We start from the raw sequence: 13513 nt of genomic DNA, 5'->3' as shown, positions 1-13513 counted from the left end.
CGCTCGTCAGATCGTCACATCCTGTGCGACATAGCCCAAAAGAGTTATTTCCGCTTGCTATCTCGCCAGCTTTTGCTTTTCTAGCAAGCGGTCAAGGCCGCCAGCCTCAAAAAAAGGCAGCCACCACTTCAGGAAGATGTCCGCTGTTGCGGGTCAAAGGTGAATATGGCGCAAGCTGCCGCCGCTGCGGAAAAATGGCCTGTCGTGGCGATCCGCGACTTGCACAAGTCATTCGGCAACCTCGACGTCCTTAAGGGGATCAGCTTTTCTGCGCGCGAAGGCGAAGTCGTTTCGCTGATCGGCTCGTCCGGCTCGGGCAAATCGACCTTGCTGCGCTGCATCAACATGCTGGAAGTGCCCGATGGCGGCACCGTCACCATCGACGGCGAGGAGATCGAGCTGCGCGGGACCAAGCCCCGTCGCCAGATCGCCGATGAAAACCAGATCCGCCGCATCCGCTCCGAACTCGGCATGGTATTCCAGAGCTTCAACCTCTGGGCGCACCTGACAATCCTCGAAAACGTCATGGAAGCGCCCCTGGTCGTGCAGCGTCGCCCGCGGGGCGAAGTGCATGAAGAGGCGCTTGCCATGCTCGACAAGGTGGGCATTAGCGAAAAGGCAAACAGCTACCCAGCCCAGCTTTCCGGCGGCCAGCAGCAGCGCGCTGCCATCGCGCGCGCACTTTGCATCAACCCGCGTGTCATGCTGTTTGACGAACCCACATCGGCACTCGATCCCGAGCTTGAAGTGGAAGTCCTGCGCGTCATCAAGGTACTGGCCGATGAGGGTCGCACCATGATTCTCGTGACCCACGACATGGAATTTGCCCGCTCGGTCAGCGACCGCATCATTTTCCTGCATCAGGGGCTGATCGAGGAAGAGGGCACGCCGGACGAAGTTTTCGGCGCCACCAAATCGACCCGCCTCAAGCAATTCCTCAACGCCGCCCATCATCAGTAGCGCTGACGGCCTACCCGGCTCGCCGGGCACAACGACAAGAATAACTAACGGAGATATAGATGAAGAAGCTCATCCTGACTGCGGCGGCCCTGCTGGCCCTCGGTTCCGCAACCCAGGCGCAGGAAACCGTGCGCATCGCTACCGAGGGTGCCTATGCCCCGTGGAACTTCCTCAATGACGCGGGCGAGCCGGCAGGCTTCGAGATCGATCTCGGCAACGCCATCTGCGCCAAGGCTGCCATCACCTGCGAGTTTATCATCAACGACTGGGATTCGATCATCCCCAACCTGCTCGCCGGCAACTACGACGTCATCATGGCCGGCATGTCGATCACCGACGAGCGCCTCGAGACAATCGACTTCACCCAGAACTACTTCCCGCCCGATCCCTCGCTGTTCGTCGCGGCTGCCGGCGCCGGCATCGATCCGACTGCCCTTGAAGGCAAGCGGGTCGGCGTCCAGGGTGGTACCATCCAGGCGGCCTATGCCGAGGAGAACCTCGCTGCCAAGAACACCGTCGTCTCCTTTGGCACTGCCGACCAGGCAATGGCCGACCTCGCCGCCGGCAACCTCGACACCATCATCGCCGATGGCGCCTATCTCGAACCCGTCGTTGCTGCATCGAGCGGCGCGCTGGAATTCGTTGGTGAAGAGGTCATGATCGGCAACGGCGTCGGCGCCGGCCTGCGCAAGGACGAAGCCGAACTCAAGACCAAGTTCGACGACGCCCTGACCGCCCTCAAGGCAGACGGCACCGTCGACAAGCTGATCGCTCAGTGGTTCGAAGGCCGCGGCCCATATTTCGCTGAATAACCATATTGCCGGGGTGGGTCAGCCCGCCCCGGCGCTTTGAAAGCCCGCCGATGCCAATGCTTCCGAAAGCCAGTTCATGAGCGACGATTTCGCCTTCTGGCTGAGCTATCTGACCAATGGCAAGCACCTGACCTGGTATGCCAGCTTCCAGTTCACCATTTTCGCCGCCGCCTTCGGTGGCACGCTGGCCGTGATCTTCGGGCTGATCGGCGCCACCCTCAAGAACTCCCGTTTTCTGACTTTACGCGTGATCGGCACCATCTATTCGTCCATCGTGCGTGGCGTGCCTGACGTGCTGTTTTTCCTGTTTTTCCCGCTGGCCTTCGAGCAAGGCGTCGAATGGCTGATCGCAACGCAGGTCTGCTCGCCCGAGATGATCGCCGCCCAGTCCGCCGCCTGGCCGCCCTGCAAGGACGCCAACTGGTTTCTTGGCACGCCCGAATATCTTGTCCTGGCATCAGTCTCGCTGGGCCTGGTCTATGGCGCCTTCGCCACCAATGTCATACACGGCGCCCTGCGGTCGGTGCCCCAAGGCCAGCTAGAAGCCGCCCGCGCTTATGGAATGAGCGCCAATCAGGTGCTGTGGCGCGTCCAAATCCGCCAGATGTGGGTCTATGCCCTGCCCGGCCTGTCCAATGTCTGGATGCTGATCATCAAGGCGACCTCCTTGCTATCGCTATTGCAGATCGCCGATATCGTGCTCTGGGCCGACCGGCTTGGCGCGCCCAATTTCCTTCCCGCCGTGGGCCTCGTGCATGCTGATTGGCGCTGGCGCTACTATCTCGTGCTTTTCGTGTTCTACATCCTCATTACCTGGATCTCCGAAAAGAGCTTTGACGCCATCATGCGACGCGCCGGCCGCGGCATTCTGAGCGAGGCCCGCTGATGGACCGCTTCATCGCAGAACTCGGCCTGTTCGCACCGGCCGCGGTGTTCAACATCTATTTTGCTCTAGCCTCGATCCCGCTTGGCTTCGTCTTGGCCGTATTCCTCGCGCTCGGCAAAGCATCCGACAATCGGCTGATCAACCGCCTCAGCCGCGGCTATATCTATGCCTTCCGCGGCTCGCCGTTGTTCATCCAGTTCTTCATGATCTATTCGCTGGCCCTGTCGTTCAATGTCGCTGTGTGGAAGCCAATGGGGATGTCATGGTGGGTGCTGCACCCGCTGTTCATCGGCCCACTGGTGCTGGTTTTGAACACCGCTGCCTATACTGCCGAGATTTTCTATGGCGCCCTGCGCGCCGTGCCGCGTGGCGAAATCGAAGCGGCCCGCGCCTATGGCATGAGCCGCGTCCAGCAGTTCCGCCAAGTCATCTGGCCCAACCTGATCCGTCTCGCCTGGCCGGCCTACACCAATGAAGTGGTGTTTCTGTTCCACGCCACGGCCATCGTTTACCTGGCGCTACCGGTCATCGGCCAGCAGAAGGATCTGATGATCACCGCCAAGGAATTGTTCGAGCGCGACTATAATGCCTTCCTGCATTTCTCGGTCGCGGCGCTGTATTTCCTTGCAGTTTCTCTGGTGGTGTTCTTCCTGTTCGGGCTGGTTTACCGCCGCCTGATGCGCCATATGCCGGCTATCCCCCGCATGCGCTATGCGCCCACCTGGTGGCGTTAAGGATTTCGAATGAAAATCATAGCCGACCTCTGCATCGTCCCCATGGGCGTAGGCGCATCCGTTTCGCGCTATATCCGCGAGGTGCGCGACATCATCGACGCATCCGGGCTCTCCTATGAGATGCACCCCAACGGCACCAATATCGAAGGCGAAATGGCTGCGGTCACAGCAACCGTCGAAGCTTGCTGTGCCAAACTGCATGACATGGGCGTCGGGCGCATTTTCTGCACCATGAGCTTCTCCACCCGAAACGATAAACACCAGACCATGGCCGACAAGCTCGCCAGCCTCGCCTGAGGATAACCCATGACCTTCCAGCTTCATCACACCACAATCGCGGCCGATACGCCCGGCGCCTCCACTGTGCTTTATTGGTACACTGCCGGCCCCGAGGATGCGGCAACCCGAGTGCATCTGCAGGCGGCCCTCCATGCCGATGAGCAGCCCGGCACAATGGCACTGCACCACCTGCTGCCCCGCCTGCGCGATGCCGATGTCGCCGACCGGCTCAAGGCGCATTTCACCATTTACCCATCGGTCAATCCGCTCGGTCTCGCCAATTTTTCGATGCGCCATCATATCGGCCGTTACGACATCGAGACCGGGGTGAACTACAATCGCCGCTGGCCGGATCTCTACCCGCAGGTCGCCGATGCCATTGCCGGGAAGCTGACCGCCGACGGTGCCGAAAATATCGCTACCATCCGCCGCGCGGCTATCGACTGGATCGACAGCCAGCAGCCGCGCACGGCGATCCAGCAGTTGCGCCTGCACGTGCTGCGCTCGGCGGCGGCTGCCGACATCGTGCTCGACCTGCATTGCGACGACGACAGCCTCAAGCACATTTTCACCTCTCCCGAACTGATGCCCGGCCTGCAGGATCTGGCTGACTGGATGGGCCTGGCGGCTACGCTAACCGCCGAAGACAGCGGCGGTGGCTCGTTTGATGAGGTGCTACCAACACTCTATCGTAACATGCGACTGGCCAATCCCAGCCACCCGATCCCCAATGGCGCCGAAACAGCAACTCTGGAATATCGCGGCCGCGCCGACAGCTTCGATCATATCGGCCAGCAAGACGCTGCAGGCCTGTTCGGCTTCTTTGCGGGACGTGGGCTTATCGACGCAGAAGCTGGCTCCAAGCCAGCTCCCGCGCCCGCTCCAACGCCCTTTGAGGCCACCGAGGTTCTGCGCGCCGACGCACCAGGCCTCCTCGCCTATCGCGTCGAACTGGGCGACAAGGTCATCAAGGGCCAACCCATCGCCGACTTGATTGCCATGCACGGCCCGGAAGCCTTCATGTCCCGCCGGCCCATCCTCGCCGGTACGGATGGCTTCATCCTGTCCCGCGTCATGGGCAAATACGTCACCCGCGGCGCCAGCATTGCCAAGATCGTCGGAACCGAAGTTCTGCAGGCTCGGGCTGGAGCATATTTACTGGAGGATTGACGCCTAGCGCGCCAGTCCCCATTGCGCATGCTCCAGCGCCATCATCACGCCGCGCAGCTCAGCCAGCCCCTTCATACGACCAATGGTCGGGTAACCCGGCTGCGAGCGCCGGCTAAGATCGTCGAGAATGTCCTGCCCATGGTCGGGTCGCATCGGGATGGTGTGGTCCTTGCGCCCGGCTGCCTTGCGCTTGCTTTCCTCGCGCACGACAGCTGCAATCAGCGCCACCATGTCGGTATCGCCAGCCAGATGCTCGGCCTCGTAGAACGAGCCGACAATGTCGTCATTGTCACGCTTGACGTTGCGCAAATGCAGGAAATGCACCTTGTCGCCCAGTCGCTCCATCATGCCCGGCAGATCATTGTCCGGTCGGGCGCCGAGCGAGCCGGTGCACAGCGTCATGCCATTGGCCCGGCTGTCCACGGCGTCGAGGATGTACTTGTAGTCCGCCTCGGTCGACATAACGCGCGGCAGGCCGAGCAGCGCGAAAGGAGGATCATCCGGATGGCAGCACAGGCGGAGCCCGAGGTCTTCCGCCACCGGTACCACCTCATCGAGGAAATCGACGAAATTGGCCCGCAAACGATCGCGAGTGATGGAGCCATATTCGGCCAGATGCGCCCGCACGTCGTCCAGCGTCATAGACTCGGTCGAGCCCGGCAGGCCCATGGTCACATTGCGGGCAAGCTGCTTGCGAGCCGCGTCGTCCATTGCTGAAAACCGGCGCTCAGCCTCGTCCGCAATGGCGTTGGTATAGTCGGCGGCCGCACCCTGTCGCGCCAGCACATGAATGTCAAATGCGGCGAAATCATCGATGTCGAAGCGCATGCATGAGCCGCCATTGGGGACGATCCAGCGCAGATCGGTGCGCGTCCAGTCCAGCACCGGCATGAAATTGTAGCAGATAACCTCGATGCCGCTCTCCGCGAGATGCCGCATCGAAATTTTGTAGTTCTCGACATGCTCGCGCCAGTCGTTCTTCTGTTTCTTGATGTCCTCGCTGACCGGCAGGCTTTCCACCACATCCCACGTCAGTCCCGACGGCGTACCATCCTTGCGTGTGGCGATCTCGGCATGCCGCTTGGCGATCTCCTCAGGCGACCACACCACGCCATTCGGCACGTGATGCAGCGCGCTGACCACGCCCTCGGCGCCAACCTGGGTGATATCGTCGATGCTGCACAGGTCTTTGGGTCCGAACCACCGCCAGGTCTGTCGCAAATCAAGCACTCCGCATTCTTGTATGGTAGTAATTGCCACAGAGCGGCAGGCGCGAAAAGCCCTATTCGTTGGCGAGCTGCAGCAGATTATCGACATGGCAGGGCGAGCCCGCGCGGCACCAGCATGCTAGGTTCTTGCCGCCGAGTTCGGCCCGAATTTTCGCTTGGTCTGGCGCTGGTCTTGGTCCGCTAAGTTCGCCGCGAAGCCAGCGTCCGTGTCGCACCACTGCCTCCGCCTGCGCCGCGTCCCGTTCGATGCCCAGTTCAGCCGCCACGTCGTCAATGGTGAACGGATTTCCCCAGGGACCGGGCCGCGCCACTGACTGCGCTGGCAACCCGTTCAGCGCTTGCGACACACCCTGCAGATCAAACCCGGCACGACGCGACAGGACAATGCGCGCCGGGTTCACCGAAGGTCCTTGTCATACACAAACTTGGGCATTTCCCATTTTTTGATGATGGCAAAGACACGCAGCGGAAAGCCCACCGCAATGGCGACCAGGATCACCACATCCGACTGGATATTGGCGGCAAGGCCGAAATAGTAGATGGCGCCCGTGACGATCGAGACGGTGGCATATAGCTCGCCGCGGAATACCAGCGGCACGTCATTGCACAACACATCACGCAGGATGCCACCGAAAATGCCTGTCACCATGCCGGCGACCAGCACGATCAGCGGATGGGCGCCGACCTCCATGCCGATGTTGCAGCCGATGATTGTGAAGACCACCAGACCCAGCCCATCGAGCAGCAGGAAAGGCCAGCGCAGCCGGTCCACCACCCGGGCCAGCGCGATGGTCACCAGCGCAGCGCCGCAGATCAGCAGCAGCACATAGGGATTGGCCACCCAATATAGCGGGTAGTGATCGAGGAAAATGTCGCGAATGGTGCCGCCGCCCAGCGCGGTGACGCAGGCCAGCAGGCACACGCCGAACCAGTCCATGTTCCGCCGTCCTGCTGCCAGTGCCGCGGTCATCGCCTCAGCCGTGATGGCGATGTAGAAGATGACCTCAAGCATGGAGCGTCCTGTCGAAACCGGGTTGTGGGTCCAAGGTTAGACGAACATTATGCCGGAATGATTGAAAGAGGCGCCATGCGATCGCCCAGAACCGTCAAAGCCCTTGAAGAATTCGGGCGCCTGCGTCTATCCGACAGCTTTTTCATGCGCGATTTCCTCCATTCCGAGATCGCCGCCATCCATGGCATCATCAATGTTCCGGACGATCCCGATCTGGCAATCGCGGCCGGAACGGCTCTTTGCGAAAACCTGCTCGAACCATTGCAGGCCAGGTTCGGTCGCATCTCGATCCGGTCCTCGTTCCGGGCCGCCGCAGTCAACCATTTCGGCAATATCAACAAGCTCAACTGCGCCAGCAACGAAGCCAATTATGCCGGCCATATCTGGGACCGCCGCGACGCAGAAGGGCGCATGGGCGCCACCGCCTGCGTCGTAGTCAACCGCTTCGTGCCCTATTACGAGCGCGCCGGCGACTGGGAGGCCATGGCCTGGTGGGTGCATGACCACCTGCCCTATTCCGATATGGAATTTTTCCCCAAGCTGGCCGCTTTTAACCTGCAATGGCGCGAGGAGCCGGTCCGGCGCATCTGTAGTTACACCCCACCCCGCCGAGGCTTGCTGACCAAGCCGGGTATGGAAAATTGGGCCGGTCGGCATGATGGGGCCTACGAGACGATGCTGGTGGACATGGGCTAGAGAAAATCCAGCCGCATCGGCGTGAATACGTCCACCAGCCGCCCGCGCGTCAGTGCCACGACGCCATGCTCCAACCCTGACGGCACAATGAAGCTGCCGCCCTGTTCCACCACCTCGGTCTCTCCATCGATGGTCACCTCGAACCGCCCTTCGGCGACATAGCTGACCTGGATATGCGGGTGGCTGTGCAACGCGCCTACCGCCCCTTGCTCGAATCCGAATTCGACCTGCATCAGATCCGGCGTATGGATCAGCACGCGGCGCGTATTGCCGGGTGCCAGTTCGGTCCAGTCGGTTTCGTGTGGCTGCGCAAACAGTTTCTGTTCAGTCATCTCATTACCTCGCGAGCCACCCGCCATCCACGGGGATGACGGCGCCATGCATGTAGTTTGAGGCCTGCGACAGCAGGAACACCGCCGCATCGCCGATATCGGACGGCGCGCCCCAGCGGCCCGCCGGAATGCGACCGAGGATTGAGGCCGATCGATCGGGGTCCGCCCGCAAAGCCTCGGTATTGTTGGTCTCGATATAGCCCGGCGCGATGGAATTGACGTTGATGCGCTTGGCCGCCCACTCGTTGGCCAGCAGCCTCGTGATGCCAAGCACGCCGCTCTTCGATGCCGTATAGCTGGCAACGCGAATGCCACCCTGGAAGCTGAGCATCGATGCGATGTTGACCACCTTGCCGGGCCGTCCCGCCACTATGGCCCGCTTGCCGAGTGACTGGCACAGGAAGAACATCGTCTTGAGGTTGATATCCATCACCTCGTCCCAGTCGGCTTCGGTGAAATCCACCGCGTCGACCCGCTTGATGATGCCGGCGTTGTTGACCAGCCCGTCGATCGGACCATGCTGGTCCCAGGCCGAGCCAAACATCGCCTGTGCTTCCGCCGTCGAACCGAGATCGGCGCGCACTTCGACGAAGTCGGCGCCCTGCCCGGCCATCAGCGATGCAGTATGTTCCATGCTGGAGCGGCCGACGCCGATCACCTTGCCACCGGCCCGGCCGATGGACAGGGCAATGCCCTGCCCGATGCCGGTATTGGCGCCGGTGACCATCACGGTCTTGCCGGTCAGCGAAAATGCAGAGAGATCGGTCACAGCAGCTCGTCCATCCCGATTTTTTCGGCATCGGTGTAGTCGACGTTGTCGCCGGCCATGGCCCAGATGAAGGTGTAGGCGCCGGTGCCGGCACCCGAATGGATCGACCACGGCGGCGAGATCACGGCCTGTTCATTGCGCATGATGATGTGGCGCGTCTCGTCCGGCTCACCCATCAGATGCACCACGAAGGCGTCGGGCTTGAGGTCGAAATAGAGATAGGCTTCCATGCGGCGGTCATGAAGATGGGCCGGCATGGTGTTCCACACCGAGCCGGGAGCGAAGCTGGTCAGACCGACCACGAGCTGGCAGGTCTTAACGCTGTCGGCATTGACAAACTGGAAGATACTCCGCTCGTTGGCCGTCTCCTGGCTGCCAAGATCAAGGCGCTTGGCGTCGGACTGCTTGATCAGCGTGGTCGGATGGCCGGCATGGGCCGGTGCGCTCAGCAGGTAGAACTTGGCACCTTCACCGGCAAACGACACAACCTTGGCGCCCATACCGACATAGAGCATGTCGCGCTCGCCCACGGCATAGTCCCTGCCATCAACCGTGATAGTGCCCGCAGAGCCGATATTGGCTGCGATCAGCTCACGCCGATCGAGAAAGTTTGCTGTGCCAGTCGGCTTGATGGTTTCCAGAGCCAGCGCCTTGGCGCCGGGCACTGCGCCGCCGACGGCCATGCGATCGTAGTGAGTATAGGTCCAGTTGACTGCGCCGGGCATAAACAGATCATCGATCAGGAACTGCTCGCGCAGTTCGGCCGTGTTCATCGTCGAGGTGCTAACGGGATCGATGGCGAAGCGGATGTCGTAATCTGTGGTCATGGTCTAGTCCTGATTGGCAGTGGGCTGCTCGCGCAACCTGTTGCGATAGCGCTCCTGGCTCAGCGACAAATGCTGTCGCATGGCCTCGCGCGCGGCTTCGGCGTCTTGTGCCGAAATGGCTTTGAGTATCTTTTGGTGTTCGTGCTGCAGGCCAGTCTGGTACTCGAATGTCAGCACGCTTTCGGTGCCCCAGGGCGATGCGACGTCGCAGGGGATGGTGCGGCTGCCAAGCCCATCCAGCACTTCGATATAGAAAGGATTGTTGGTGGCTGCGGCTATGGCACGGTGAAAAGCGAAGTCCGTCTTGCCGGTCGGCGTGCCGAGCTTGAGCAGGCGCTCGAACTCGTTCCACGCCTCTTGAACGGCGGCTTCCTGGCTGGCGCTGCGGCGCATCGCGGCAAGCCCTGCCGCCTCGATTTCGATGCCCATGCGCACTTCGAGCACATTGATGGCGACTGAGATCTTGTTGGATTTATCGGCCCCGATGGCATTGAACGGCGTCGCCGCATTGCCTACGACGAAGACGCCTGCGCCTTGGCGCGACTGCACCAGCCCGTCCGCTGCCAAGGCCGCAATAGCCTCGCGCACCACTGTCCGGCTCACACCAAAGATGGTGGTCATCTGGCTCTCGGTCGGCAGCTTGCCGCCCGCCCGGTATTCACCGGCACGAATGCGTTTGCGCAAAGTGCCGATGACCAGATCGGCTAGCTTGGGCTTGCGCCCCGCAGCCATGACTTCGTCGTGTAGGCTCATGGTTATCCCCGGAACAGTGCCGGCAGCCAAAGCGACAGCGCCGGAATATAGGTGACCAGACCCAGCACGACGAGCCCGGCACCGTAGAATGGCCAGATGCTTTTCATCGCTTCCATCACCGTGATCTTGCCCACGGCAGCGGCAACGAACTGCACCGGTCCCAGCGGCGGCGTGTTGAGCCCGATGCCGAGGTTGAGGATCATGATGACGCCGAAATGCACCGGATCGACCCCGAACGTCTTCACCATCGGCAAAAAGATCGGCGTCGTGATGATGATCAGCGGGCCCATGTCCATGAAGGTGCCGAGCAGCAGCAGCACGACGTTGATCATCAGCAGCACCAGCAGCGGATCGCTGGAAATCGCCGCCATGCCGGCGGTCAGGATAGTGGCGACCTTGAGGTAGGCCATGATCCAGCCAAACGAGGCAGCCGCGCCAATAATGAACAGCACCATCGCCGTGGTCCGCACGGCGCCGAGCACCGAATGGATGAACTCGTCCCAACCCAGCGAGCGGTAAACCAGCAAGGTTACCAGCAGCGCATAGAGCACTGCGATACAGGACGATTCCGTAGCAGTGAAAATGCCCGATCGGACACCGCCGAAGATGATGACGATCAGCATCAAGCCTGGAATTGAAACGAGGAAGAAGTAGCCGGCCTTGCGGAAGCCCGGAAAGGGCTCGGTCGGATAGCCGCGCCTTACCGCCACGATATAGGCCGTGACGCTGAGTGCTGCGGCCAGCAGCAGGCCGGGAATGATTCCGGCGGTGAACAGATCGGCGATGGAAATATTGCCGCCGCCCGAGAGCGAATAGATGATCATGTTGTGGCTGGGCGGCAGCAGCAGGGCGATCAGTGCCGCCATTGAGGTCACGTTCACCGCATAGTCGGCGCCATAACCACGGGCTTTCATCTGCGGGATCATGATGCCGCCAACCGCTGCAGCTTCCGCCACGGCCGAGCCGGAAATGCCACCGAACAGCGTCGATGCGGCGATGTTGACCTGACCCAGGCCGCCGCGGACATGGCCGATCAGCGAGCCTGCAAAGGAAATGATCCGCGCGGCGATGCCACCGCGCATCATCAGGTCGCCAGCAAAGATGAAGAATGGTATCGCCAGCAGGCTGAACGCGGACACGCCGGAATTGAGCTGCTGGAACACCACGATGGCCGGGCGCCCCAGATAGACGATGGTGGCGAAGCTGGCTATGCCGAGACAGAAGGCAATTGGCGTGCCGATGACCATCAGGCCCGTAAAGACGCCGAAGAGGATCCAGTATTCCATTGATATCAGGCCTCGGTGATCGTCGGGTCGGTGGGAACGTCATCGACTGGCTCGCCGGCAGCCCGCATCAGCAGGCGCTCCAGCGAGAACAGGCACATCAGCACCCCCGAAATCACGATGGGGAAATAGGTGAAGGCGGTGGGCAATCCGAGCACGGGGATGCGGGTCGACCAGTAGCGAATGACCAGCTCCCCGCCGAAAAACACCATGCCGAAGGCAAAGCCGAAGACGCAGAGGTCGCTGATGGCGCGCAGCCATGGTTTGGCACTGGGCGGCAGCACATAGAGCAGCACGTCAAAGCCCATGTGGAAATTCTCGCGCACGCCAACGGCGGCGCCGAGAAAGATGAACCAGGTCATGAGCATGATCGAACCGGCCTCGGTCCAGGCCGGCGAGGCATTGATCACGAAGCGCATAAACACCTGATAGGCAACGATACCCGTCATCACCACGAGGCCGATGCCTGCCAGGTAAAGCACGGCATTTGAAAGCTGCCCCAGCACGCGGCTGATCGGCATAAGCCTGTCTCTCACGATAGTTCTCCCGGCGAGCAAAAGCGGGCCGACACGAACTGTGCCGACCCGCCGCGGTTTGGGCTTAGCCCTCGGTGGCCTGGATGCGGGCAACCAGATCCTTCAGTGCCGGATCGGTGACATACTTTTCATAGACCGGGCCCATGGCATCGATGAATGGCTTCTTGTCGACTTCGTTGATGGTCGCGCCGAGGGCTTCGACGGCGGCCTTGGATTGCACTTCCTTGGCGGCCCAGAATTCACGCTGCTTGGCCACGGATTCCTTGGCAGCTTCGCGGAACAGCACCTGGTCTTCAGGCGTCAGGCCATCCCAGACGACCTTGGAAATCACCAGGACTTCCGGCACCATCAGGTGCTCGTCGAGCGAGTAGAACTTGGCAACTTCGGCATGGCCGGCTGTGTCATAGCTCGGGTAGTTGTTCTCGGCGCCGTCGATAACGCCGGTCTGGATGCCAGAATAGACTTCGCCATAAGGCATGGGGGTGGCGTTACCGCCGAGTGCAGCGACCATGTCGACGAAAATGTCCGACTGCATCACGCGCAGCTTCATTCCTGCGAGATCGGCCGGGGAATTGATGGGCTTGCCGCTGTTGTAGAACGAGCGCGCGCCGCCGTCGTAGAAGGCGAGCGCCACCACATCGACCTTGTCGAAGGCCGCGAGGATTTCTTCGCCGATCGGGCCATCCAGCACAGAATGGAAGTGGTCGGCCGAGCGGAAAATATAGGGCAACTGCGTGACGGTGGCTTCCGGCACCTGGGTCCCGAAGGCGCCAATCGAGATACGGTTCAGGTCAAGCACACCGAACTGGGTCTGTTCGATCGTGTCCTTTTCTTCGCCGAGCTGGGCGGAGTGGAACACTTCGACCGAATAGCGGCCGTCCGTCTTGGTGCTCAGCAACGCGCCGAAAGCCTTGACGGCCTCGACGGTCGGATAGCCATCGGGATGGGTATCCGAGGAGCGCAGCACGGTCTGGGCGCTGGCGGTCGAAACCATCAGGGATGCAGCGACAAGCGCGGTCGCTGCCAGTTTAGGCAGATGAAACATTGGTGTCCTCCCAAAGTGACACCGGTGCGGCCCGTCCTCCGCGCCGCTTACAACCGATGTCGTTGATCCGCGCCGGGTATTCCCTCCCGCCGCTCAAGCCCGTCCCGCCGTCCTCTAGACTCGTCGCCGACTTGGTATTGAAACTGGTATGGAAGAATAAAAGACAAGTCAACATACAATGGGGAGGATG

Annotated in this window: 17 protein-coding genes; 7 read left to right on the top strand and 10 right to left on the bottom strand. The window is 61.2% G+C overall.

Annotated elements, in window-relative coordinates; all coding sequences use genetic code 11:
- Nucleotides 1-165 precede the first annotated feature (165 nt).
- From WH91_RS15240 to WH91_RS15215, 6 genes are all read left to right on the top strand, one after another.
- Entirely contained in the window at nucleotides 166-960 is a 795-nt protein-coding gene (locus WH91_RS15240; protein WP_046171868.1) for an ABC transporter ATP-binding protein, read from the top strand.
- A gap of 59 nt (nucleotides 961-1019) precedes the next feature.
- Complete coding sequence (locus WH91_RS15235; RefSeq protein WP_046171867.1) at nucleotides 1020-1772, top strand: transporter substrate-binding domain-containing protein; 753 nt, start codon at nucleotides 1020-1022, stop codon at nucleotides 1770-1772.
- Between the two features lie 76 nt (nucleotides 1773-1848).
- Nucleotides 1849-2658 (top strand): ABC transporter permease subunit, encoded by an 810-nt coding sequence (locus tag WH91_RS15230; protein WP_046171866.1) that lies wholly within the window; start codon nucleotides 1849-1851, stop codon nucleotides 2656-2658.
- Nucleotides 2658-3392: an ABC transporter permease gene (locus WH91_RS15225; protein WP_046171865.1), complete on the top strand. Its 735-nt coding sequence runs from the start codon at nucleotides 2658-2660 to the stop codon at nucleotides 3390-3392. The genes WH91_RS15230 and WH91_RS15225 overlap by 1 nt, the downstream gene beginning before the upstream one ends.
- A gap of 9 nt (nucleotides 3393-3401) precedes the next feature.
- On the top strand, nucleotides 3402-3689 hold the full coding sequence (locus WH91_RS15220; RefSeq protein ID WP_046171864.1) for an MTH1187 family thiamine-binding protein: 288 nt from the start codon (nucleotides 3402-3404) through the stop codon (nucleotides 3687-3689).
- 9 nt (nucleotides 3690-3698) lie between these two features.
- On the top strand, nucleotides 3699-4841 hold the full coding sequence (locus tag WH91_RS15215) for a succinylglutamate desuccinylase/aspartoacylase family protein (protein ID WP_046171863.1): 1143 nt from the start codon (nucleotides 3699-3701) through the stop codon (nucleotides 4839-4841).
- Between the two features lie 3 nt (nucleotides 4842-4844).
- On the opposite strand, the gene uxuA is transcribed toward WH91_RS15215, so the two are convergent.
- The 3 genes from uxuA to WH91_RS15200 form a co-directional block, all read right to left on the bottom strand.
- Nucleotides 4845-6062, bottom strand: a complete 1218-nt coding sequence (uxuA, locus tag WH91_RS15210; protein WP_046171862.1) for a mannonate dehydratase — start codon at nucleotides 6060-6062, stop codon at nucleotides 4845-4847.
- A 61-nt stretch (nucleotides 6063-6123) separates the two neighbouring features.
- Complete coding sequence (locus WH91_RS15205) at nucleotides 6124-6471, bottom strand: DUF4326 domain-containing protein (protein WP_052952867.1); 348 nt, start codon at nucleotides 6469-6471, stop codon at nucleotides 6124-6126.
- Nucleotides 6468-7082, bottom strand: a complete 615-nt coding sequence (locus tag WH91_RS15200) for a trimeric intracellular cation channel family protein (protein ID WP_046171861.1) — start codon at nucleotides 7080-7082, stop codon at nucleotides 6468-6470. Before WH91_RS15200 ends, WH91_RS15205 begins: the two co-directional genes overlap by 4 nt.
- 75 nt (nucleotides 7083-7157) lie before the next feature.
- Here WH91_RS15200 and WH91_RS15195 point away from each other — a divergent pair, with 75 nt between their 5' ends.
- Nucleotides 7158-7778, top strand: a complete 621-nt coding sequence (locus WH91_RS15195) for a hypothetical protein (RefSeq protein ID WP_046171860.1) — start codon at nucleotides 7158-7160, stop codon at nucleotides 7776-7778.
- On the opposite strand, the gene WH91_RS15190 is transcribed toward WH91_RS15195, so the two are convergent.
- From WH91_RS15190 to WH91_RS15160, 7 genes are all read right to left on the bottom strand, one after another.
- Complete coding sequence (locus WH91_RS15190; protein ID WP_046171859.1) at nucleotides 7775-8110, bottom strand: cupin domain-containing protein; 336 nt, start codon at nucleotides 8108-8110, stop codon at nucleotides 7775-7777. The two genes, WH91_RS15195 and WH91_RS15190, sit on opposite strands and share 4 nt — an antisense overlap.
- A 4-nt stretch (nucleotides 8111-8114) precedes the next feature.
- Complete coding sequence (gene kduD, locus WH91_RS15185) at nucleotides 8115-8879, bottom strand: 2-dehydro-3-deoxy-D-gluconate 5-dehydrogenase KduD (RefSeq protein ID WP_046171858.1); 765 nt, start codon at nucleotides 8877-8879, stop codon at nucleotides 8115-8117.
- Nucleotides 8876-9706 carry a 5-dehydro-4-deoxy-D-glucuronate isomerase gene (kduI, locus tag WH91_RS15180; protein ID WP_046171857.1) on the bottom strand — a complete coding sequence of 277 codons (831 nt, stop codon included), beginning with the start codon at nucleotides 9704-9706 and terminating at the stop codon, nucleotides 8876-8878. The genes kduD and kduI overlap by 4 nt, the downstream gene beginning before the upstream one ends.
- A 3-nt stretch (nucleotides 9707-9709) precedes the next feature.
- Nucleotides 9710-10459: a FadR/GntR family transcriptional regulator gene (locus tag WH91_RS15175; protein ID WP_046171856.1), complete on the bottom strand. Its 750-nt coding sequence runs from the start codon at nucleotides 10457-10459 to the stop codon at nucleotides 9710-9712.
- A gap of 2 nt (nucleotides 10460-10461) precedes the next feature.
- Nucleotides 10462-11745: a TRAP transporter large permease gene (locus WH91_RS15170; RefSeq protein WP_046171855.1), complete on the bottom strand. Its 1284-nt coding sequence runs from the start codon at nucleotides 11743-11745 to the stop codon at nucleotides 10462-10464.
- 5 nt (nucleotides 11746-11750) lie between these two features.
- Nucleotides 11751-12278, bottom strand: a complete 528-nt coding sequence (locus WH91_RS15165) for a TRAP transporter small permease (protein ID WP_244542331.1) — start codon at nucleotides 12276-12278, stop codon at nucleotides 11751-11753.
- Between the two features lie 64 nt (nucleotides 12279-12342).
- A complete protein-coding gene (locus tag WH91_RS15160) occupies nucleotides 12343-13323 on the bottom strand; it encodes a TRAP transporter substrate-binding protein (RefSeq protein ID WP_046171853.1) in 981 nt (326 codons plus the stop codon).
- Nucleotides 13324-13513: the final 190 nt, after the last annotated feature.

This window comes from Devosia psychrophila (genome assembly GCF_000971275.1).
Taxonomy (GTDB): Bacteria; Pseudomonadota; Alphaproteobacteria; order Rhizobiales; family Devosiaceae; genus Devosia; species Devosia psychrophila.
This window is presented reverse-complemented; position numbering and strand designations above follow the sequence as displayed.

Excerpts from the sequence above, each read along its gene's own strand:
- WH91_RS15240 (WP_046171868.1), top strand. The coding sequence starts at position 166 with ATGGCGCAAGCTGCCGCCGCTGCGGAAAAATGGCCTGTCGTGGCGATC.
- WH91_RS15235 (WP_046171867.1), top strand. The coding sequence starts at position 1,020 with ATGAAGAAGCTCATCCTGACTGCGGCGGCCCTGCTGGCCCTCGGTTCC.
- WH91_RS15230 (WP_046171866.1), top strand. The coding sequence starts at position 1,849 with ATGAGCGACGATTTCGCCTTCTGGCTGAGCTATCTGACCAATGGCAAG.
- WH91_RS15225 (WP_046171865.1), top strand. The coding sequence starts at position 2,658 with ATGGACCGCTTCATCGCAGAACTCGGCCTGTTCGCACCGGCCGCGGTG.
- WH91_RS15220 (WP_046171864.1), top strand. The coding sequence starts at position 3,402 with ATGAAAATCATAGCCGACCTCTGCATCGTCCCCATGGGCGTAGGCGCA.
- WH91_RS15215 (WP_046171863.1), top strand. The coding sequence starts at position 3,699 with ATGACCTTCCAGCTTCATCACACCACAATCGCGGCCGATACGCCCGGC.
- WH91_RS15200 (WP_046171861.1), bottom strand. The coding sequence starts at position 7,082 with ATGCTTGAGGTCATCTTCTACATCGCCATCACGGCTGAGGCGATGACC.
- WH91_RS15195 (WP_046171860.1), top strand. The coding sequence starts at position 7,158 with ATGCGATCGCCCAGAACCGTCAAAGCCCTTGAAGAATTCGGGCGCCTG.
- WH91_RS15190 (WP_046171859.1), bottom strand. The coding sequence starts at position 8,110 with ATGACTGAACAGAAACTGTTTGCGCAGCCACACGAAACCGACTGGACC.
- kduI (WP_046171857.1), bottom strand. The coding sequence starts at position 9,706 with ATGACCACAGATTACGACATCCGCTTCGCCATCGATCCCGTTAGCACC.
- WH91_RS15175 (WP_046171856.1), bottom strand. The coding sequence starts at position 10,459 with ATGAGCCTACACGACGAAGTCATGGCTGCGGGGCGCAAGCCCAAGCTA.
- WH91_RS15170 (WP_046171855.1), bottom strand. The coding sequence starts at position 11,745 with ATGGAATACTGGATCCTCTTCGGCGTCTTTACGGGCCTGATGGTCATC.
- WH91_RS15160 (WP_046171853.1), bottom strand. The coding sequence starts at position 13,323 with ATGTTTCATCTGCCTAAACTGGCAGCGACCGCGCTTGTCGCTGCATCC.